Annotated in this window: 22 protein-coding genes; 10 read left to right on the forward strand and 12 right to left on the reverse strand. The window is 71.5% G+C overall.

The features are described from left to right. Positions 1 to 141 precede the first annotated feature (141 nt). Both KOI35_RS11625 and KOI35_RS11630 read left to right on the forward strand, forming a co-directional pair. Positions 142 to 1,023, forward strand: a complete 882-nt coding sequence (locus KOI35_RS11625) for an alpha/beta hydrolase family protein (RefSeq protein ID WP_215786429.1) — start codon at positions 142 to 144, stop codon at positions 1,021 to 1,023. Further along, entirely contained in the window at positions 1,016 to 2,548 is a 1,533-nt protein-coding gene (locus KOI35_RS11630; RefSeq protein WP_246612889.1) for a phytoene desaturase family protein, read from the forward strand. Before KOI35_RS11625 ends, KOI35_RS11630 begins: the two co-directional genes overlap by 8 nt. Here KOI35_RS11630 and KOI35_RS11635 read toward each other — a convergent pair. Continuing rightward, positions 2,540 to 3,925 (reverse strand): erythromycin esterase family protein, encoded by a 1,386-nt coding sequence (locus KOI35_RS11635; RefSeq protein WP_308120909.1) that lies wholly within the window; start codon positions 3,923 to 3,925, stop codon positions 2,540 to 2,542. The two genes, KOI35_RS11630 and KOI35_RS11635, sit on opposite strands and share 9 nt — an antisense overlap. A 37-nt stretch (positions 3,926 to 3,962) precedes the next feature. On the opposite strand from KOI35_RS11635, the gene KOI35_RS11640 reads away from it, so the two are divergent. Together KOI35_RS11640 and KOI35_RS11645 are read left to right on the forward strand one after the other, a co-directional pair. Further along, positions 3,963 to 4,646 carry a TioE family transcriptional regulator gene (locus KOI35_RS11640; RefSeq protein WP_308120910.1) on the forward strand — a complete coding sequence of 228 codons (684 nt, stop codon included), beginning with the start codon at positions 3,963 to 3,965 and terminating at the stop codon, positions 4,644 to 4,646. Between the two features lie 267 nt (positions 4,647 to 4,913). Further along, complete coding sequence (locus tag KOI35_RS11645) at positions 4,914 to 5,609, forward strand: calcium-binding protein (RefSeq protein WP_215786435.1); 696 nt, start codon at positions 4,914 to 4,916, stop codon at positions 5,607 to 5,609. Between the two features lie 218 nt (positions 5,610 to 5,827). Here the strand turns inward: KOI35_RS11645 and KOI35_RS11650 are convergent, their stop codons facing one another. Both KOI35_RS11650 and KOI35_RS11655 read right to left on the reverse strand, forming a co-directional pair. Next, positions 5,828 to 6,223: a hypothetical protein gene (locus KOI35_RS11650; RefSeq protein ID WP_215786437.1), complete on the reverse strand. Its 396-nt coding sequence runs from the start codon at positions 6,221 to 6,223 to the stop codon at positions 5,828 to 5,830. A gap of 189 nt (positions 6,224 to 6,412) precedes the next feature. After that, complete coding sequence (locus tag KOI35_RS11655; protein WP_215786438.1) at positions 6,413 to 7,375, reverse strand: hypothetical protein; 963 nt, start codon at positions 7,373 to 7,375, stop codon at positions 6,413 to 6,415. Positions 7,376 to 7,466: 91 nt separating this feature from the next. Between KOI35_RS11655 and KOI35_RS11660 the strand changes: the two genes are divergently transcribed. Then, positions 7,467 to 8,417: a GlxA family transcriptional regulator gene (locus KOI35_RS11660; RefSeq protein ID WP_215786440.1), complete on the forward strand. Its 951-nt coding sequence runs from the start codon at positions 7,467 to 7,469 to the stop codon at positions 8,415 to 8,417. Positions 8,418 to 8,480: 63 nt separating this feature from the next. Further along, positions 8,481 to 9,476 (forward strand): type I glyceraldehyde-3-phosphate dehydrogenase, encoded by a 996-nt coding sequence (gene gap, locus KOI35_RS11665; RefSeq protein WP_215786442.1) that lies wholly within the window; start codon positions 8,481 to 8,483, stop codon positions 9,474 to 9,476. Here the strand turns inward: gap and KOI35_RS11670 are convergent, their stop codons facing one another. The 4 genes from KOI35_RS11670 to KOI35_RS11685 form a co-directional block, all read right to left on the reverse strand. Next, positions 9,477 to 10,646 (reverse strand): RNA polymerase sigma factor, encoded by a 1,170-nt coding sequence (locus KOI35_RS11670; RefSeq protein WP_215786581.1) that lies wholly within the window; start codon positions 10,644 to 10,646, stop codon positions 9,477 to 9,479. 62 nt (positions 10,647 to 10,708) lie between these two features. Next, the gene (locus tag KOI35_RS11675; protein WP_215786443.1) at positions 10,709 to 11,065 is read right to left on the reverse strand and encodes a YciI family protein; all 357 of its coding nucleotides are present in this window, start codon (positions 11,063 to 11,065) and stop codon (positions 10,709 to 10,711) included. Positions 11,066 to 11,153: 88 nt separating this feature from the next. Further along, positions 11,154 to 11,519, reverse strand: coding sequence for a LiaF domain-containing protein (locus tag KOI35_RS11680; RefSeq protein WP_215786445.1), 366 nt, complete (start codon positions 11,517 to 11,519; stop codon positions 11,154 to 11,156). A 46-nt stretch (positions 11,520 to 11,565) separates the two neighbouring features. Further along, positions 11,566 to 12,498 carry an SDR family oxidoreductase gene (locus KOI35_RS11685; RefSeq protein ID WP_215786447.1) on the reverse strand — a complete coding sequence of 311 codons (933 nt, stop codon included), beginning with the start codon at positions 12,496 to 12,498 and terminating at the stop codon, positions 11,566 to 11,568. A 101-nt stretch (positions 12,499 to 12,599) separates the two neighbouring features. Here KOI35_RS11685 and KOI35_RS11690 point away from each other — a divergent pair, with 101 nt between their 5' ends. Beyond that, positions 12,600 to 13,442, forward strand: a complete 843-nt coding sequence (locus KOI35_RS11690) for a helix-turn-helix transcriptional regulator (protein WP_215786448.1) — start codon at positions 12,600 to 12,602, stop codon at positions 13,440 to 13,442. Positions 13,443 to 13,603: 161 nt separating this feature from the next. On the opposite strand, the gene KOI35_RS11695 is transcribed toward KOI35_RS11690, so the two are convergent. Further along, positions 13,604 to 14,272 (reverse strand): 4a-hydroxytetrahydrobiopterin dehydratase family protein, encoded by a 669-nt coding sequence (locus KOI35_RS11695; protein ID WP_215786450.1) that lies wholly within the window; start codon positions 14,270 to 14,272, stop codon positions 13,604 to 13,606. Positions 14,273 to 14,303: 31 nt separating this feature from the next. Next, on the reverse strand, positions 14,304 to 15,476 hold the full coding sequence (locus tag KOI35_RS11700) for an MFS transporter (RefSeq protein WP_215786452.1): 1,173 nt from the start codon (positions 15,474 to 15,476) through the stop codon (positions 14,304 to 14,306). Between the two features lie 83 nt (positions 15,477 to 15,559). Here KOI35_RS11700 and KOI35_RS11705 point away from each other — a divergent pair, with 83 nt between their 5' ends. Further along, the gene (locus KOI35_RS11705) at positions 15,560 to 16,429 is read left to right on the forward strand and encodes a LysR family transcriptional regulator (protein ID WP_215786454.1); all 870 of its coding nucleotides are present in this window, start codon (positions 15,560 to 15,562) and stop codon (positions 16,427 to 16,429) included. 9 nt (positions 16,430 to 16,438) lie between these two features. On the opposite strand, the gene KOI35_RS11710 is transcribed toward KOI35_RS11705, so the two are convergent. Then, entirely contained in the window at positions 16,439 to 17,332 is an 894-nt protein-coding gene (locus KOI35_RS11710; protein WP_215786456.1) for an aldo/keto reductase, read from the reverse strand. Positions 17,333 to 17,662: 330 nt separating this feature from the next. On the opposite strand from KOI35_RS11710, the gene KOI35_RS11715 reads away from it, so the two are divergent. Further along, on the forward strand, positions 17,663 to 18,349 hold the full coding sequence (locus tag KOI35_RS11715) for a response regulator transcription factor (RefSeq protein ID WP_215786459.1): 687 nt from the start codon (positions 17,663 to 17,665) through the stop codon (positions 18,347 to 18,349). Beyond that, positions 18,346 to 19,692, forward strand: coding sequence for a sensor histidine kinase (locus KOI35_RS11720; RefSeq protein WP_215786461.1), 1,347 nt, complete (start codon positions 18,346 to 18,348; stop codon positions 19,690 to 19,692). Before KOI35_RS11715 ends, KOI35_RS11720 begins: the two co-directional genes overlap by 4 nt. Here the strand turns inward: KOI35_RS11720 and KOI35_RS11725 are convergent. Together KOI35_RS11725 and KOI35_RS11730 are read right to left on the reverse strand one after the other, a co-directional pair. Further along, positions 19,674 to 20,006, reverse strand: coding sequence for an STAS domain-containing protein (locus KOI35_RS11725; RefSeq protein ID WP_215786462.1), 333 nt, complete (start codon positions 20,004 to 20,006; stop codon positions 19,674 to 19,676). The two genes, KOI35_RS11720 and KOI35_RS11725, sit on opposite strands and share 19 nt — an antisense overlap. Next, the gene (locus KOI35_RS11730; RefSeq protein ID WP_215786464.1) at positions 20,003 to 20,326 is read right to left on the reverse strand and encodes a hypothetical protein; all 324 of its coding nucleotides are present in this window, start codon (positions 20,324 to 20,326) and stop codon (positions 20,003 to 20,005) included. The genes KOI35_RS11725 and KOI35_RS11730 overlap by 4 nt, the downstream gene beginning before the upstream one ends. Between the last annotated feature and the right edge of the window lie 84 nt (positions 20,327 to 20,410).

The raw sequence follows: 20,410 nt of genomic DNA on the forward strand, positions 1-20,410 counted from the left end.
CGGGCTGCCCGCACGGGTAGCCCGGCCGTTTGCTTCGATGAGTGGCAATCGTTTGCGCCCAGCCCTTGATTTCGGGCTTGTTTCCCGCTTATCGTCCGAGGACACCGCGTGGCAATCGTTTGCGGCAGAACCGAGGTCACCATGAGCGAGTGGAACTGGGCGACCCAGCCCGTCGACACCGACGAGCTCGCCGACTACTACCTGGCCGAGACGCTCGACGGGCTCTACACCCCGTACGCGTTGCGCCGCCCGGCCGGCGACGGCCCGCACCCGTTCGTCTTCATCGCCTACGGCAACGGGGGCGGCGGGATGGAGTGGCTGCGCGACCGCGTGCACCGCTTCCGGCACATCACCGACGTCCTGCTCGAGGCCGGCTACGCCTGCGCCTGGAGCCGCTACCGCACCGAGGTCGAGCTCGGCTACCAGACCGGCGGGGCACTGCGCACCGACGTACGGCAGGGAATGGAACTGATGAGCCGTGCTCCGCTGGAGTACGAGGACGAGGTCGCGGTGCTGCGCCACGTGGCCAAATTGCCCGGCATCGACGGATCGCGGCTCTTCCACCTCGGGGTCAGTCATGCCGGCGAGATGCTGTTCAAACTGCTTTCCCAGTACGGGGGTCTGTTGCGCGCCGGGATCGCGGCCGAACCCGCCTCGCACGAACTGCTGACGCTCAGCTTCGACGATCATGACGAGGTGACCGTCTCGGGCGGACTCCGCGACATCGAGAGCCTCGACATGCGCAGCGTCGAGCGGGCCCGCCGGGCGATCACCGACCCGGACGAGGTGTCGCGCCGCCTGGACGGGGTCGACATCCCGGTGCTGGTGCTCGGCCGTGAGCAGGACGAGCTGCAGGGCATCTTCCGGCTCACGTACGAGCTGCTGGCCGCCAAGCGCTCCGACGCCGAGTGGCGTTCGTGGAGCCACGACATCCACGGTTACATCTATCCGACAGGGGAGCCCGATGCCGTCCAGCGGGAAGCACTCGCCGTCATCGTCGACTTCTTCGACCGCCATGCCTGATTCGTCTCTCCCGCCGGAGGCCGATGTCATCGTCGTCGGGGCCGGGCACAACGGGCTGGTCTGCGCGGGCTATCTGGCGTCGGCCGGACTGCAGGTGCTGGTGCTCGAGGCCGGGCCGTTGCCGGGCGGCAACACGATCACCGAGGAGCTGACGCTGCCCGGGTTCGCGCACGACTCGTGCTCGTCGGCCCACGTGCTGATCCAGTCGAACCCGCTGCTGGCCGACGACGAGCTGGGCCTGCTGTCCCGGTGGGGTCTCGAATACGTGCACACCGACCCGGCCGTCGTGCTGCCGCGGGCCGACGGGTCGTCCATCACCGTGCATCGCGACCTGGACGCGACCGCCGACGAGCTGGCGCGTTTCTCGCCGTCCGACGCAGCGGCGTTCCGCAAGCTCGTCGAGGAGTGGAACGGCGGGCTCGCCGCGGTGCACGGACGCTGGTCGTCCGGCTTCGACCTGGGCACCGGGGCGGCGGCCGACGCCTACCGGGAACTGAAGGCCCGCTCGGCCTGGGACGTCATCCACGAGCGGTTCGAGCACCCGGCCGTACGGGACCTGATGTTGTGGTTGTCCCTGGCCACCATCCAGGACCCGCGCCGCCCCGGCACCGGCGTGCTGCCGTCGTCGATCACCGCCGGGCGCCTGCGGTTCGGCTGGTCGACACCGATCGGCGGGTCCGGGGCGCTGCCGGCCGCGCTGATCCGCCTGCTCGAGTCGCGTGGTGGCTCGGTCGTCTGCGATGCGCCGGTCGCCCACATCGACGTGACCGACGGCCGCGCGACCGGCGTCCGTACGGTCGACGGGCGCTCGTTCCGGGCCCGCCGCGCCGTCGTCACCAGCAGCCACCTGGCCAAACTGCCCGACCTGCTCGATTCGGCCCCGTCCGACGTGGTTGCGGCCCGCGACGCCTGGCGGCCCGGCCTGAGCGTTTTCGCCGTGCACGCCGCCCTGCGCGGTGACCTCTCCACCCACGCGGCGGCGGCCGGGCTGGGCAGCACCGACGGGGTGGCCCGGCAGCTCGACGCGTTCTACCGCGGCGAGACCGACGCCACCGACCCGTGGCTGCTCGTGGTCAACCAGACCGTCGTCGACCCGTCGCGGGCCCCCGACGGCGCCGGCACGTTCAAGATCCTGACGATCGCCCCGTGGGACCGCGCCGACGGGCAGGACTGGTCGACGGCCAAACAGGCGTTCGCCGACGAGATCGTGCAGCGCGTGCGGGAACGGGTCGGCGGCCTGGCTCCCGACGACATCCTGGCGATGCGGGCCGAGTCGCCGCGCGACGTGGCCGCCCACAACACGCACAACCTGGGCGGCTCGTGCCACGGCGGCGAGTTCCAGATGCCCGGAGGCGAGTGGCTGGTCGGCTGGCCGTCCTACGCCACGGGCGTCGGCGGCCTGTTCCTGACGGGTTCGACCAGCCACCCCGGCGGCAGCGTCAGCGGGCGGCCCGGCCGCAACGCCGCCCGGGCCGTCCTGTCCGACCTGGGCCTCGACCCGGCGTCGGTGATGGGCTCACGCTGACCTGGTGGGCTTGGTTTCCGGTGGCGCGCTCGCCCCGACGTCCTTGACGAACACGATGCCGTCGACCCGGTCCAGCCCGGCCGGGTCGAACGGCGCATAGCCGAACCAGGGCGAGACCCGGGCCGTCATGGGCCGCCCGGCGAGCTCGGCCGGATCCACGACGTCCACCGGGGCGGCGCTGTTCGGCTCTGTGTTCTTGTTCGCCAGGGCGGCGCTGTTCGGCTCTGCGTTGCTGTTCGCCGGGGCGGCGCTGTTCGGCTCTGCGTTGCTGTTCGCCGGGGCGGCGCTGTTCGGCTCCGCGTTCCTGTTCGACGGGCTGGCGCTGTACGGCTCTTTGTTCTTGTTCTTGTTCGCCGGGCCGGCGTAGAGGATCCCCTCCAGCGTGTCCGGCGGCGGCGCCTCCACCCCCTGGTGGCGGATCGTGCCGAGCGCGATGGCGAAAAATCCGTAGTCGTCACCGAGCTGCGCGTCGACCAACGCCCCGGCACCCCACCAGTGCAGCAGCGGCCCGCCCATCCGCATCGAACTGCGCGTCCGCTGCAGGTGGCTGTTGTGCGCGAAGACCAGCGTCCGCCCGCGCAGGGCGAGCAGGTTGGCCGCCATCATCGAATCCCGCACCCCGAGCAGCCGGGTCAGGCGGGCACTCGTCGAGTCGGCCATCCAATGGTGGTAACGCAGCAACCCGGTGGCCGTGCGCCCGTACAGGCGGGCCGTTTCGCTCGGGAACTCCGGCGTGTGCTCATCGAGCAACGCCACCAGATCGTCGGCGATCAGCCGCAACTCGACCGCCTCGGGCGTGCGCCCCACCGACCGTGACGGGTCCATCATCGCCGCCGGTTCCGGCCAGCGCCCGTCGTCGCCGATCAGCCGGTCGAGCGTCTCGGCCGAGCAGGGGAGCAGGCTCGGATCGATCCGCTCCGCGAGGTACCGATGCAGGCCGGTCAGGGCCTCCCGCGGGCTGGCCCCGCCGCTGATCTCCAGCGGCCCGTCGAACCCCGCGAACCGCACCCTGTCCGCGCCCGGCCGCCCCTCGTTGTGCGCGCGCATCCACCGCACGAGCTCCCGATTCCCCTCGAACGCCCCCCACTCATGACTGAAGCCGCTCGCCATGACCGCGTCCAGCGATCCGTCGCCGCCCCCGATGAAGTCGTCGACGATCAGTCCGCGCAGGCAGTCGCTCTCGAGCGCGATCGTCCGGTAGCCGTGCTCCTCGACCAGTTGCCGGAACAACCTGTTCCGCAGCCGCAGCAGATCATCCTCACCGTGAGTGGGTTCCCCGAGCGCCAGCATGCGCGGCAGGGCCGGCCGGAGCCTCCGAATGTCATCCATCATTGCCTCAACAGTATCGTTTAACCAACGGTTGAGACTTTTCCGCACACTCAGCAGGATTCGGATGCCAAACCTTCAAAGACCGGTGGACCTGGCCCGAGCCCACGGCCTGTCCACGCAGGCGATCCGCAACTACGAGGCGGCCGGCATCCTGCCGCCGGCCGAGCGTTCCCCGTACGGCTACCGCGCCTACACACCGCACCACGCCCTGGCGTTGGACGCGTTCCTGGCCCTGATACCCGGTCATGGCCACCGCACCGCCGCCGCGATCCTGCAGGCCGTCAACCGCAACGCCACCGCAGACGCCCTCCGCCTGATCGACGAGAGCCACGCCCAGCTGCTGAACGACCGCCGCACCCTGCTGGCGGTAGAGGCCGCGGTAACCGACCTTTCCCCCGTACGCCCCGAGCGCGCCCCCACCTTCATCGGTCCACTGTCGAGCCGCCTGGGAATCCGCCCCGCCACGCTGCGCAAATGGGAACGCGCCGGCATCGTGGCTCCGTCGCGCGACCCGCAGACCGGCTACCGCGTCTACACCCCCGACGACATCCGAGACGCACAGCTGGCCCACCAGCTACGCCGCGGCGGCTACCGCCTGGACCAGATCTCCCCGGTGATCGCCCAGATCCGCACCGCCGGCGGCTTGGCCCCACTCGAGTCGATGCTGCACGACTGGCACACCCGGTTAACCGCCCGAAGCCGAGCCATGCTCCATGGCGCAGCCGCCCTGAACACCTACTTGCTCGCCTCCACCACAAACGAGCAGTAGCGGGAGCGCGCCAAGAGCGAAGACATGGTGAAGTTCCACCGCGAGGTTTCAAATCTTCTCCTATAGCAGCCCTGAGAACGGGCGACCGACCAGGACGTCGCGGTCAGTTGCCCGCGGGCTCTTCTGCCGGAACTCGATCATATTTCGCCCTTAGCCCTTTGATCGAAAATGGCTCCGAAAAAGTCAGACTGAACCGAATGCAATAAACGGGCGTCTGCGTTGATAGCAAGGCCGCAAACGGCGGCTTCGTTCAAGGGAGGGACGCCAGTGAGGCGTCATCTGTTAGCAACCGTCATGGTCAGCGTGGCAACAGCTGGGGCTCTGATCGGAAACGCCGGCATGGCGAACGCGGCGCCTGCTCCTGTGCACTGCTATGGGCTGGTGGCAACGATCGTCCGCACGACACCCAGTTCGGTGCCCATCTACGGCACCGAACGAAACGACGTCATCGTCGGATCGTCGGGCAATGACACGATCTACGGAGGCGGCGGAGACGACACGATCTGCGGACATGAAGGGGTTGATGTGATCCGCGGGGGCGCCGGGGATGACCACATCGCGGGTAACGACGGCAATGACTACATCTACGGTGAAAACGGCAACGACTCACTGCGTGGCTTCTACGGCAACGACCACATCTACGGCGGGAACGGCGTCGACAACATTGCCGGTGGTGACCACAACAACAACTCCATGAACTGGGGAGACGACTGGCTGTACGGTGACGATGGCGCTGATGGCCTAGAAGGCAGCGCAGGCAACGACCACCTGTTCGCCGGGACGAATTCCGGTATCGGAGACGCGCTTTGGGCGGGTAAAGGCAACGATTACCTGTCGGGAATCAATGGGCAGCCCAATGATGCGCTGCTCGGACAAGAAGGCTACGACACATGCGTTGGCGATCAAGGGGATCACATTCTGACCAGCGGCGATCCTCATTTCACATGTGAGGTCCTGCAGTAGTGCCGGAGGATCACTGAGAGATTGTTGTGCTGGGACAAACCCGTTTTGCCCAGCATGATGATCGTTCGTGACGGCCTTTCTCTGCAAGGCGCTCACTCAGGTGGCCGACGCCGCGTCCTGGGCAGTGGCGACCCGATGACGGTCGAGCGCGCAGCGATGAGTCGACGCGCCATCGGGTGGTCGGTGAATGGGATAGACGCGGTACCGTAACGCGCTGGTCAGGGGGTGCGGTCGCGCTCCGCGTCGCGGTGTTCGCGTTCGTCGGCCGGCTGCTCGGGATACTCCTCGCCGTCCACCGGCATGTCGGTGGCGGCGACGGGCAGCAGCGGCAGATCGGCCTCGGCCGAGAGCGGCGCAGGCGGCGACGGAAGCCGCCCCGGCCGGCCGGGTGACATCGGGCGCCGGCGGCGCAGGCGGGGCCAGCGCTTGCCGAGCAGCAGGTAGACCGCGTAGAACACCGCCGCCACCGCGATCAGCAGGCCCCGCCAGCCCTCGTGGATCACCAGCGGGGGAGCGGTCGAGATCAGGGCCATCGCCAGGACCAGGCGATGCGTGGGCAGCCGCCCGGGACCACCGCCCGGGCGCCCCGTCGCTGATCTCGTCCCGTTGCCCACCGACGCCAGGTTAGACCCCGCCGCCCGGGACTCGGGTCATCCCCTCCAACCGCCGGCCCCGGAAGGCCGGTGCACGACCCCGACCCGCGCGGCCGGAGAGCCGTCGCGCACCCCGACCGCACGTGGGCGAAGGCCTGTCCGTCCGCGAGGAGAACGGCTGCACGTCGACGACCGGACTCCGCCGGAAGGTCAGCTCGCGACCGGCGCCCGGGCCGCGCGCTGCCGGCGCCACGCCAGGGTGAGCAGCGCTACCGTGACCACGCTGATCGCGATGTCGGAGATCAGGCCCAGTTCGGCCGACGTGGCCTCGTAGGTCGGCACGACGTAGGCCGAGGCGGCCGCCACCACCAGCCCGGACCCCCACGCGGCCAGCACGTGCCGCTGACCCCAGCCGGCCCGCCGCGACCACCGCACGATCAAGGCCACGACCACCGCGACCACCCCCGCCGACAGGGCCACCCCGCCCCACCCGGGCACCAGCCCGTTGACCACGTGCGGCACCGCCACGACCAGCGCGACCAACCCCGGATGGGGAACCCGGGCGTCGGAGGGCACGGTGACCCGGGCTCGGCGGGTCAGCGCCAGCCCGATCAGCGCGAGCACCACCAGCAGGGTGAAGCCGACCTGCACCGGCGAGGCGAAGAAGTGCTCGTCGCCGTAGACGTCGCGGAAGATGAGCAGGCTGCCCAGCACGTAGAACACCGCGACCGCGGCCAGCCCCCGCCGGCCCAGCCAAGGGCCCGACGACGTGGTGCAGGATTCGACGATGGCGATCGGGGCGCAGATGCTCAGCGCGATGTGCCCACCCACGTACGCGAAAGCCTGTTGCCCGCTGAAGGACAGGCCCGGAATCCAGGTGTCGCGGGCGGCCGCAGCGTCCGCGGCGAACGACGTGCGGTCGAGGAACGACGGGTTGAACAGGGACTGGTCGACCAGGCCGGCCTGCACGAAGCCGAACGCGGCGGCCATCAGCACGATCGCCGGCCACCCGCCGCCGGTGCGGCGGGCCACTTCGCGGATCAGCACGGCCGCGCCGCCGTACTGGCCGGCCAGGATGATGATCACGAAGGGCCAGGCCGTGACCGGGAAGCCGCCCCAGACGCACTCTGCGGTCCACGGCGCGAGCGCCAGCAGGGCCAGAACACTTGTCATGCCCCTAACCTGGCGAAGCCAGCCGGATGCCCGTAACGGCCGAAGGTAGCGAGGGAGAAGACCAAAGACGACGCGCGTCTACCCTGGTGTCGTGCCGACCGAACGCCTCCACCGCGTCGCCGTCCTGGTGCTCGAGGGGGCCAAGCCGCTCGACGTGGGCATCCCGGCCCAGGTCTTCACGACCCGGGCGAGCATGCCGTACGAGGTCAGGGTGTGCGGCCCGGCGCCGGGGCTGGTCACCGGCGGCGACGGCCTGTCCTACCACGTGGCCGACGGGCTGGACGCGCTCGCGTGGGCCGACATCGTGTTCATCCCGGGTTACCGTTTCCCCGATCGGGAGGACCCGCCGGCCGCCGTCGTCGAGGCGCTGCGCGACGCGCAGGCCCGGAAGACCCGGCTCGCGGCGATCTCCACCGGTGCGTTCGCGCTGGCCGCGACCGGTCTGCTCGACGGCAAGCGGGCGACCACCCACTGGCACTACACCCGCCGGCTCGCCCTCAAGCATCCGCGGGTGCAGGTCGACGAAAATGTGCTGTTCGTCGACGAGGGCAGTGTGCTGACCTCGGCCGGCGCCGCGTCGGGCATCGACCTGTGCCTGCACATCCTGCGCGGTGACGTCGGGGTGGCCGCGTCCAATCACGCCGCCCGCCGGCTCGTCGCGGCGCCCTACCGCAGCGGTGGCCAGGCCCAGTATGTGCCGCACAGCGTGCCCGAGCCGCTCGGTTCGCGTTTCGCGGCGACCCGCGAGTGGGCCCTGCACCGGCTGGCCAAGCCGCTCACGCTGGAGATCCTGGCCCGGCACGCGTCGGTTTCGCCCCGTACGTTTTCCCGCCGCTTCGCCGAGGAGACCGGCTTCACGCCGATGCAGTGGGTGATGCGCGCCCGCATCGACCAGGCGCGCGAGCTTCTCGAGTTGTCCGAGCTCCCGATCGAGCAGATCGCGGCCCGCACCGGCCTCGGCACGGGAGCGAACCTGCGCCTGCATTTCCAGCGGATCCTGGGCACGACCCCGAGCCAGTACCGCCGTACGTTCGTGGCGTGATCCTTGCGAACGGTGGCGCGGCGGCCACTGTTCGGTCCGTACGACGAAAAGCAGAGTTGAGGCATGACTCGCATCGCCATCAACGGATTCGGCCGCATCGGACGTAACGTGCTGCGCGCTCTGCTCGAGCGGGACAGCAAGCTGGAGGTCGTGGCGGTCAACGACCTGACCGAACCGGCCGCGCTGGCCCGGCTGCTCGCCTTCGACACCACCTCGGGGCGTCTGGGCCGGCCGGTCACGGCCACCGCGGACGCGCTGGTCGTCGACGGGCGGACGATCAAGGTGCTGGCCGAGAGGGACCCGGCTGCGCTGCCCTGGGCGGAGCTCGGCGTCGACCTGGTGCTCGAGGCGACCGGCCGCTTCACCAGCGCCGAGGCGGCCCGCGCGCATCTGACCGCCGGCGCCCGCAAGGTGCTGGTCGGCGCGCCCTCGGCCGGCGCCGACGTCACGCTGGCCTTCGGCGTCAACAATTCCGCGTACGACCCGGCCGCGCACACGATCGTCTCGAACGCCTCGTGCACGACCAACGCGCTCGCCCCACTGGCTCAGGTGCTGGACGACCTGGCCGGCATCGACCACGGCTTCATGACCACGGTCCACGCCTACACGCAGGAGCAGAACCTGCAGGACGGCCCGCACCGCGACCCGCGCCGGGCCCGGGCCGCCGCGGTCAACATCGTGCCCACCACGACCGGCGCCGCCAAGGCCATCGGGCTGGTGCTGCCCCGCCTGGAGGGCAAGCTCTCGGGCGACTCGATCCGCGTCCCGGTCCCGGTCGGCTCGATCGTCGAGCTCAACACGGTCGTCGCCCGCGACGTCACCCGCGACGAGGTTCTCGAGGCCTACCGGACCGCGGCCGACGGCGCACTCCACGGCATCCTCGAATACTCCGAGGACGCCCTGGTGTCGTCCGACATTGTCGGCAACCCGGCCTCGTCCATCTTCGACTCGGCCCTGACCCGGGTCGACGGCCGGCACATCAAGGTGGTCGCCTGGTACGACAACGAGTGGGGCTTCTCGAACCGGGTCATCGACACCCTCGAGCTGCTGGCCGAGTGATCAGTCGGACACCTCGGCCAGCCGCTGGAGGAGGAACGCGCGCTCGACGGCATTGTCGGTGAGGGCCAGGGCTTCCTCGTACGCCGTCCGAGCCTCCGGCCACCGCCCGAGCCGGCGCAGGAAGTCGGCCCGGGCGGCGCTGAGATATCCGTACGTGGCCAGGCCGGGCTCGGCCAGCAGCGGCGCCAGAGCGTCGAGCCCGGCTTCCGGCCCGTCCCGCAGCCCGACCGCGACCGCCCGGTTGAGCGAGACCACGGGGGAGGGCCACTGCCGGAGCAGGACGTCGTAGACGCTCACGATCTCGGCCCAGTCGGTCTCCTCCCACGACGGCGCCTCGGCGTGCAGTGCGGCGATCGCGGCCTGCAACGCATACCGGGTGGGCGGCCGGCGCCGCAATGACTCGGTCAGCAACGCCTGCCCCTCGGCGATGAGCGGCCGGTCCCACCGCGAGCGGTCCTGCTCGGACAGCAACAGCAGGCGGCCGTCGGCGGCCAGCCGGGTCTCCTGGCGGGCCGCGTTGAGCAGCAACAGCGACAGCAGCGCCATGATCTCGGCGTCGGCCGGCATGAGCAGGTGCAGCATCCGGGCCAGCCGGATCGCGCTGCCGGTCAGGTCGCGGCGTACCAGATCGTCGCCGATCGGGGCGGTGTGCCCGGTCGTGAAGATCAGATGGACCACCTCGAGTACGGCGCTGACCCGTTCCCCGAGCTGATCCGGGCCCGGCACCCGGTACGGGATCCGGGCCGCGGCGATCTTCTTCTTGGCCCGCGTGATCCGGGCCGCCATCGTGGCCGGCGTGACCAGGAAGGCCCGGGCCACCTCGGGCGTGGACAGTCCGCAGACCAGCCGCAGGGTCAGTGCCACCTGCGCCTCGGCCGACAGCGCGGGGTGGCTGCAGGTGAAGATCAGCCGGAGCCGGTCGTCGTTCAGCGCGTCCTCGGGGCCGGGCGCCGCCTCGTCGGCGACCAGCAGCGGCATCTTGCGGCGGAACACCGACTCTCGGCGCAGCACGTCCCGGGCCCGGTTGCGGGCGATGGTGGTGAGCCAGGCTCCGGGCCGCTCCGGGATGCCGCTCTCCACCCAAGAGACAAGGGCTTGCGCGTACGCCTCCTGGGCGCACTCCTCGGCCAGATCGAGATCCCGCGTCAGCTGCGCGGTGGTGCTGAGCACCTGAGCCCAGTCGCGGCGATGGGCCTCGGCCACCGCCGCGACGACGTCCTCCGCGGTACCTTTCACCCGCGGTCGACGACCGGGCGGATCTCGATGCCGCTGTGCGTGTAGTTCAGCTCGGGCAGCAGCCGGGCCAGGGCCAGCACCTCGTCCAGGTCGGCCGCTTCGAGCAGGTAGTAGCCGCCGAGCCCCTCCTTGGTCTCGAGGAACGGCCCGTCCGTGGTGTGGATCTGGCCCACGGCGTCCGCCCGCAACGAGGTGGCCGTCGGGGCGTTCTCGAGCTGCCGGCCGTCGAGGACCCGGGATCCGGCCTCGGCCCAGAAGGCCGCGTGCCCGGCGTCGTGCGCCTTCCACTGCTCGGCGGTCATCGCGTCCCACTGCTGGGCGTCGCCGTAGATGAGGATCATGTACTTCGCCATGTCGCCAACCCCTCGGGTGCGGGCCCCTCTGACCGGGGCCTTCACCCTACGACGAGCGGGCCGGGCCGCCGATCGACAACCGGCCGGCTCAACCTCGGCGGACGTGCACTCCGCCGGCCAGGCTGTACTCGCGGACCCGGAGCGTGACCGCCGCGCCGGCCGAGCGAACGGCCTCGGTGCGGACGCCGCCGAACAGCCGCAGACCCTCGACCTCGACCGAGACACCGTCCGGGACGCGCAGGGAGACGCCGCCGATCGGGGACACCTTGGTGATGATCGGGTCGGGCGGGATCGTGGCCTCGGTCAGGTCGAGGTTCAGGCCGCCCAGGACACCGACCATCCGCATGTCCCGTGGCAGCCGCCAGGCTCCGCGGCGCTTGATGCCGCCGAGCAGGCTGAAGTACCAGGCGGCCCCGTCACGGCCGGTGAAACCCGGCTTGTCTGTCGCGTCCATGCCAGTGACGGTAGGCGCCGGTACCCGCCCGGACCCGTGCCGGATGTCACGCGAAGCCGGTCTTCGTCAGTTCCTCGGAGACCTGCCAGACGCGGGCCGCCTCCTCGGCGCTGCGCAGGCGCGAGTAGAGCTTCTGCTCGGCGGGCGGCCCACCGAGGTGGCCGGGACCCTTCGGGCCGTAGAAGAGACCGCCGGCGTCCGGCGTGGTGGCGGCGAGCAGGGCCGGCAGCACCGCCGACTCGACGGTGCCGACCAGGACGCCGCGGGCCGAGAGGGTCCGGATGATGCGTACGCCCATCGTGTCGCTCGCGCGGCCGACCTCGGGGCGGGCCGCGAGGAGGCTGGTCGGCGCGATGCCCGGGTGGCTGAGGTTGCTGGTGATGCCCCAGTTGCCGGCCCGGCTGCGGCGGTCGAGTTCGAGCCCGAAGAGACCGAACGCGATCTTGGACTGACTGTAGGCGCGCCCCCCGCTGTACGAGCGCTCCCAGTTCAGGTCGTCCCAGTTGATGGCGTACTGGTTGGCGGCGATGCTCAGCTGCGAGGTGACCCGGGCCCGCCCGGCCTTGAGCAGGGGCAGCAGGTGCGCCACCAGGGCGAAGTGACCCAGGTGGTTGGTGCCGAACTGCAGCTCGAACCCGTCGGCGGTGGTCTGCCGCTCGGGCGGGGTCATCACCCCGGCGTTGTTGACCAGCAGGTGGATCGGTTCGTTCTCGGCCCGCAGCGTCTCGCCCAGGGCCGACACGGATTCCAGCGACGACAGGTCGAGCGAGCGCAGCGACACGTTCGCGTACGGGGTCTTCCGCCGGATCCGCGCGAGCGCCTCCTGGCCCTTGCGCTGATTCCGTACGGGAAGAAGCACTTCCGCTCCGGCCCCGGCGAGACGCATGGCCAGCCGGAGACCGACGCCGTCGCTGGCCCCGGTGACGATGGCGCGCCGGCCGGACAGGTCGGGCACGGTGATGTCGAATGTGCGTGGCATGACCCCAGCGTGAGCCCTGCGGCCGGGGCGAACCACGGCTTCCGTATCCACGGATCGCCAGGCCGTGGATACGGCGCACCGGGGGCGGTAGAAACGAGGACATGGTGATCGATCGGATCGGGCTGGCCGAGTTCCTGCGCCGGCGGCGGGAGTCGTTGCAGCCCGAGGACGTCGGCCTGATCCGCGGGCAGCGCCGCCGCATCAACGGGCTGCGGCGCGAGGAGGTGGCGTCGCTCTGCCACATGTCGACCGACTACTACTCGCGCCTGGAACGGGAACGCGGACCGCAGCCGTCGACCCAGATGATCGCCTCGATCGCCCAGGGCCTGCACCTGTCGCTCGACGAGCGCGACCACCTCTACCGGCTGGCCGGCCACCAGCCGCCGATGCGGGGCGCCGACAGCGAGCACATCAGTCCCGGCATGCTCCGGGTGCTCGACCGGCTCAGTGACACCCCGGCCGAGGTGGTCACCGAGCTCGGCGAGACGCTCCGGCAGACGCCGCTGGGCCGGGCCCTGACCGGCGACACCACGCATTTCTCCTGGCCCGAGCGGTGTTTCGCCTATCGCTGGTTCACCGACCCGGCGGCCAGGCAGCTGTACGCCCCCGAGGAGCACAGCTTCCAGTCCCGGCTGTTCGCCTCGCACGCCCGCGAGATCGTCACCCGGCGCGGCCCCGGTTCCCGGCCCGCGCAGCTGGCCGAGATGCTGCTCGAACGCAGCGAGGAGTTCCGCACGCTGTGGGACCAGCACGAGGTCGGCCTGCGCCCGCGCGAGGTGAAGCGGTTCGTGCACCCCGAGCTGGGCCTGCTCGAGCTGAACTGCCAGACCCTGCTCGATCCGATGCAGTCGCAGATGCTGCTCGTCTACACGGCCGTTCCCGGCACCGAGACGTACGAGAAACTGCAGTTGCTCGCGGTCATCGGCGCGCCGTCGATGCGCTAGGGCGCGTCTGGCGGATCACGAGGGCCTGCGCCGGGGCCCAGGCGGCGCCTGACGGCAGCCGCAGGGCGGTCGAATCCAACACCGGGATGCGACCGCCCTGCGGCCGACGTCAGCCACCACCTGGACCGCGCCGCAGACCCGCGTGATCCGCCAGACGCGCCCTAGTACGTGGCGATGCAGACGCAGGCCTTGTTGCCGTCGGCGTCGGCCAGCACGACGAACCCCGGGGCCTGGCTGTCGTCGACGATCACGCCCCCGGCCGCGACGGCGGCGGCGATCCGCGCCTCGCGCTCTTCGGGCGCCACCCAGACGTCGAGGTGGAAGCGCTGCCGCGGGGTGTCGTGCTGGTCGGTCTCCTGGAACCAGAGGATCGGCACCCGGGCGGTGAGGTCGCGGACGTCGTCGCCGATCGTGCCCCGGCCCTGTGCCTCGGTGCTGCCGGTCAGCAGGGCGGCCCACATCGGGGCGATCTCCTTGGCCCGGGCGGTGTCCAGAGCCAGCTCGAGGACGGTGATCGAGGCCGGGTCGGCGACGAGTCCCAGTGAGGCCGCGACACCGGTGATCCGGTGCGCGAGGTCGACGTCCGTCTGCGTCACCCATTCGACAGCCTGGTCCTGGTGGACCGCGTCCTGGCTGATCAGCTTGAGGTCGATCCAGTTGTCGCCGATGGTGGCCCGCACGTGGTCAGTGGGCACGTCGCCCAGCGCGGCCAGGAAACGTACGCCGGCCTGGAAGTCTCCGGTCCGGTAGCGCGCGTGCAGCCCCTGACCCATCTTGCGCCAGTCGGCCAGTCCGGCTTTGGTCACCTGTTCGAGCATCAGCATGTCCATGGAGAGGCACGGTAGACCCGAAACCGGACGACTAGCGTCCGGATATAACGAGGGCGGGGACGGCCCGGAGGCGTACGGAAAGAACGCCCGTGAGGCCGACGAAGACCGAGGCCAATGCGACAACCGCGGGCCACGCACCCAGCGACCAGGCGGTCCCGGCCAGGCTGCCGAAGATCGACGACCCGGCGTAGTAGGCGAACAGGTAGAACGAGGCGGCCTGGGCCGGCGGCACGTCCCCGGCGTGGGCCCGGACCGGCACCCAGCCGCTGGCCACCCCGTGCACGCAGAAGAACCCGGCGGTCATCACGGCCAGCCCGGCCACCACCACCGGCAGATACCCGGCCAGCGTCATCAGCAGGCCGGCCGCGGTCACCAGGCATCCGAACGGCATCACCGCCCGCCGCCCGAACCGATCGGCCAGCCGTCCGGACAACGTCGAGCTCACCGACCCGACCGGATAGACCAGGAACACCGCCCCGGCCGCGCCCACGCCGAGACCGAACTCGGTGGTCAGACGGAATCCCATCGCGTTGGAGACGGCCACGAACGCGCCCATCGCGCACGCGCCGATGCCGTACAGGCTCAGCAGCGCCGGATCCTTGAGGGCTTTCAGCGACCCGAAGGAGGCCGGGCGCGGCGTGAAGTTCCGCGAACGGGGGAGCAACACGGCGACCACCAGGGCACAGACCAGCCCGAGCAGGCCGACTGCGGCCAGGGCGACCCTCCACCCGTACGCCTCGGAGACCGCCCCGGTCAGCAGACGCCCCGCCATGCCGCCGAGCGCGTTCCCGCCGATGTAGAGCCCGGTGACCCGGCCCGTGATCGAGGCGGGCAGTTCCTCACGCAGATAGGCGGTGGCGACCGCGGGCAGCCCGGCCAGCGCGATGCCCTGCAACAGTCGCAGGACGAGCAGCGCATGCCACCCGGGCGCGATCGCGCAGGCCAGCCCGATCAGTGCCGACAGCGTGACGGAGAGGTGGATCAGCCGGGTGCGGCCGAACCGCTCGGACAGCGGCCCGGTGACCAGCAGCGTCGCTCCGAGGCCGATCGTCGCCATCGACAGCGACCACGAGCTCTGCCCCGGCGTGACGCCGAACTCGGTCGCCAGCAGCGGCAGCAGCGCCTGGGTGCTGTAGAGCGCGGCGAACGTGGCCACGCCGGCCGCGAAGAGGGCCCAGCAGACGCGGCGATGTCGGGTCTCCATGCGCACACTGTTACGCCCGGCGCATCAATACGTCCAATGCATGCATCTCATGAATCCCATACGCCGTACGTATGATGAGCGTCGTGCAGATCGAGGACCTTCGCGCGCTGACCGCCCTGGGTGACCACGAACACGTCACCGAGGCCGCGGCCGCGCTCGGGACCACCCAGCCCACGCTGTCGCGGCTGCTGAGCCGGGTCGAGGCCGAACTCGGCGCCCGCCTGTTCGAGCGGGACGCCAAGGGCGTGCACCCCAATCCGCTCGGCACGCTGACCCTGGAGGCCGCCCGCGACATCGTCGACCGGCACGACCGCCTGCGCCGTGACCTGGCCGGGCGGCTCGATCCCGACTCGGGCACGGTCCGCCTGGCCTTCCTCGATTCGATGGCGACGTCCCTGGTTCCCAAGATCCTTCACTCCGTACGCGTCCAGGCGCCACACCTGCGCATCGAACTGCACCAGGAGCCGAACCACGAGATCCTGCGCGACCTCGCCTCCGGGGACGCCGAGCTGGCCCTGACCACGCCCAGCCCCGGCCCGTACGGGTGGCTGGCCCTGCAACGGCAGACCCTGGCCCTGATCGTCCCGCCCGGCCACCGCCTGGCCCGCCGCCGTCGCGCGCGCCTGGCCGACGTGGCCGCCGACGACTTCGTCACCATCCCGCCCGGGTTCGGCTTCCGGGCCCAGGTCGACGACCTGTTCGCCGCGGCCGGGGTGACCCCGCGGATCGTGCTCGAGATCGGCGACCTGGCCACCATCGAGGGCCTGGTCGGTGCCGGTCTCGGCGTGGCCGTGGTGCCCGCCCACTTCGCCGGGGCCACCGGCACGATCGGGATCCCCCTTTCCGGCACCGACGCCGAGCGGGTGGTCGGGCTGACCTGGCGCGCCGACCGCACGCTGACCCCGGCCGCCGAGCGCTTCCGCGCGCTGGTCGAGCAGTCCGGCCCCTACTGAGACCAGGCCTCAGCTCCAGGCGAGGCTCGCGCGGGTCTGCCAGTACTGCTCGGGCGGCTCGGGCGCGGCGGTCAGCCGATCGAGCTCGTCGGCGGTGAGGGCCAGCGAGGCGGCCCGCAGGTTCGAAGCGAGCTGAGCCTCGGCCGCCGCTCCGCTCAGCACGATCGGCGACCACGGCTGCTGCAGCGCGGCCGCGAGGGCTTCGGCGTCGCGGCCGGCCAGCCGGCCGTTGGCCATGCCCTCCTTGACGATCACCTCGCAACCCGCCGCCCGCGCCTCGGCCAGGGCCGGCCCGGCGCTCGTCTCGAGCAGGTTCCAGGTGGCCTGCACGCAGCGGAACAACCGGCGGCCGTCGACCTCGACCTCGAGCGCGGCCCGGATCGCGTCGGCCTGGCGTGGTCCGCTGGTCGAGAAGCCGACCACCGCGCCCTGCCCGGCCAGACGCCGGTGCAGCTCGCGGTCGGTGAGCGCCGGGCTGTCCGGGGTGACCGAGTGGATCTGATAGAGCGCCAGCCGGTCGCCGAGCAGGGCCCGGGTCTCGCCGATCTGCCGGTCGAAGGTCGCCACGCCGTGGTCCTTGACCTCGTGCTTCTCCGCGGTGACGCGCCAGTCGGCGGTGTAGGTGTAGCCCCACTTGCTGCCGGCGATCGCGCCGTCGTGGCCGGGCAGCCAGGACGCCAGGAACTCCTCGGCCCGTCCGTACGACCTCGCCACGTCGAAATACCGCACGCCGGCCGCCCACGCGTCGTCGAGCAGCGTGTGCGCCCGCTCCCGCATCGCCTCGACCGTCCGGTCGGCGGGCAGGTCGGTGTCACGCCCGAGGTTGATGTAGCCGGGGCGGCCCACCGCGGCCAGTCCGAGCCCGATCCGGGCCACGCCGGTGAGGGCGGAGAAGAGGTCCATGCCCCTATCCAAGCAGGCCACGCCGGCAGCCCTCGGCCCGGCGGAACCTGGCCTGATGCGGTGCCGGAGAGGCCTTCGATGGCGGCCGAGGGTCTCTCCAGCGTCCCCGCCGGTCTGGGCGGCGGCCTGCGCGCTCCCGCTCCAGACCCGCGCCCCGCCCGCCGAACCGGCAGGCCGGGCGCGGACCCTGTGGGGAGGGTTCGTTTCCCGGTTCACATGCTTGTGGCGGCCGATGGCGAACTCTGCCCGGGGATATGACGGTTGCGTGACGAAACCCGGGTTTTGCTGCACAGCCGTGTCGCGGGCGGTCCGGCGCGGCATCATGCGGGTATGAGCGCCGTGCTGCTGATCGAGGACGACGACCGGATCCGCCTGTCCCTGGCGATGGCCCTGGAGGACGAGGGGTACGAGACCCATGCCGTGGCCACGGCCGAGGAGGGGCTCGAGATGCAGCGCCGGCAGCCCGCCGACGCCGTGCTGGTCGATCTCATGCTGCCCGGCATGGACGGCTTCGAGTGCATCCGGCAGCTGCGCCGCACCGACGACGTGCCGGTCATCGTGGTCAGCGCCCGCGACGACACCCACGACATCGTGGCCGGGCTGGAAGCGGGCGCCGACGACTACGTGATCAAACCGGTGGCGGTGAAGGAGCTGGCCGCGCGGCTGCGGGCGATGCGCCGGCGGGGACGCGCGGCCACTGCGGCGGCCACCCCGGCCATGACCGTGCTGACCTTCGGCGACCTCGAGATCCGGCCCGAGGCGGGTGAGGTACGCCTGCACGGCGACCCGGTCGCGGTCACCCGCACCGAGTTCCGGCTGCTGTGCGAGCTGGCCGAGCACCCCGGCCAGGTGCTCTCGCGGCAGCAGTTGCTGAGCCGCGTCTGGGAGTACGAGATCGGCGACGAGCGGCTGGTCGACGTGCACGTGGGCCGGCTCCGCCACAAGATCGAGGACAACACCGGACGCCCCCGGCACCTGGTGACCGTGCGCGGTCTGGGCTACAAGCTGCAGCCGTGAGACGGGCCGGGCTGCGCACCCGGGTCAGCGCGGCGTTCGCGATCGGCGCGCTGGCCCTGTCGGCCGGTGTGACGTTCGTGTCGTACGAGCTGATCAGCAACACGCTGTTCCGGGAGCGGGAGCGCGCGGCCGTCCGGGCCACCTACTTCGACGCCACGGTGGTCAACGCCGGGCTGGCCGGCAGCGACCCCGAGGTGGGCGAGCTGCTGCAGGCCCTCGACATCGGCGCCGACCGCTACGTGCTGCTCTACCGGCAGGGCCAGTGGTACTCGCGCAGCGCCGACGCCTCGGCCGGCTCGGCCGTGCCCGACGCGTTGCAGCAGATGGCCGCGACCGGTCAGGCCGGCGCCCAGCGGATCCGCCGCGACAGCGAGGCCGCCCTGGTCGTGGCCGTCCCGGTGCAGGGCGAGGCGGTGTTCTACGAGATCGTCTCGCTGGGCGAGCTGGAACGCACGTTGCAGCTGCTGGCGCTGGTGCTGACCGCCGTCGCGATCATGGTGGCGGCCGGGGGAGCGGCGGTCGGCTGGTACGTCACCCGGCACGCCCTGCGTCCCCTGGCGGCGGTGGCCGACGCGGCCAGCGGTATCGCCGAGGGCGACCTCGACACCCGCCTCGACCCGGACGCGGAACCCGAGCTGGCCCGGCTCACCGAGTCGTTCAACCACATGGCCGACGAACTGTCCCGCCGGCTGCAACGCGACCGCCGGTTCGCCGCCGACGTCAGCCACGAGTTGCGCTCGCCGCTGCAGACGCTGTCGGCCGCGGTGAGCGTGCTCAACCGCCGCAAGGACAAGCTCGACGAGCGGTCGGCGGCCGCCATCGGGCTGATCGCCGACGAGGTGGCCCGCTTCCAGGCGCTGGTCGACGACCTGATCGAACTGGCCCGCAGCGACCAGCCGGTGCACCGCGAGCCGGTGGACATCGGCCTGCTGGCCGGGCGGGCCCTGCGCGACCGGGGGCTTCCGGTCGACCTGGTCGAGGTGGTGCCGGGCACGCCGGTGGACTGGCCGATCGACCGCCGCCGGGTCGAGCAGGCGCTCGGCAACCTGCTCGACAACGCGGTCCGCTACGGCGGGGGCCCGGTGGCGGTCCGGATCGGGCCGGAGTTCCTCGAGGTCGACGACGCCGGTCCGGGCGTGCCGGCCGAGTCGCGTCCGACGATCTTCGACCGGTTCGTCCGTGGCCCGGCCGCGAACTCCCGCGGCGGGGGCGACGGCACCGGCCTGGGGCTGGCCATCGTGGCCGAGCACGCGGCCGCGCACGGCGGCAAGGTGATGCTGCTGGACCGGCCGGGCGGCGGCGCCCGATTCCGGATGGAGCTGCCTCAGGCCGAGAGCGAGTAGCCGGCCAGGGCGGCGTCCAGGTCCGGATACATCGGGAACACCGGGTGCAGCTTCATCGTGTGCAGCACCGTCACCACGTACCGCGAAGGAGCGGCCAGGGTGAGGGTTCCCCCGTGCGCCTTGGCCTCGTTGAGGGCCCGCACCAGCAGACTGAGCCCGGCCGAGTCGATCGTCGGGGCCGCGTGCAGGTCGACGATGACGTGCCGATGGTCCCGGACGGCCACGGTGAGCGACTCCCGCATCGTCTCGACCGCGTCGGCGTCGAGATCGGCCGACGGGGTGACGACGGCGACGTCCTGGTGCACGGCAGTCATCGGACCTCCTTGTGGGACGCGGCCGGCGAGTTGTGGGACGCAGCCGGCGAGCTGTGGGACGCGGCCGGGGTACGGCGGTCGGCGGTGGCCACGACGGCGGTCACCGCAGCCCCGGCGAAGAACACCTGCAGGACCAGTTCGGTGACGCTGAAGCCCGAGCGCAGGTCGGCCACGATCCGGGTGATCACGGTGGCGAACACGGCCGCTCCGACCCCCGCCGCGGGTGGCAGCCAGAACGGCACCCCGCGCCGGGCCGTCCAGCCGGCGACGCCCAGGGCGGCGCCCACGGCGACGGCGGTGACCAGGCTGGTGACGGTCATGCGGAGTCCTTACACGTTGCTCGACCGGAACGACTCCACGATGCGCCCGGGAGTTGTCGGAAACTCCCCATCGATGTGACAGTT

Source organism: Paractinoplanes bogorensis, assembly GCF_018829635.1.
Classification (GTDB): domain Bacteria; phylum Actinomycetota; class Actinomycetes; order Mycobacteriales; family Micromonosporaceae; genus Actinoplanes; species Actinoplanes bogorensis.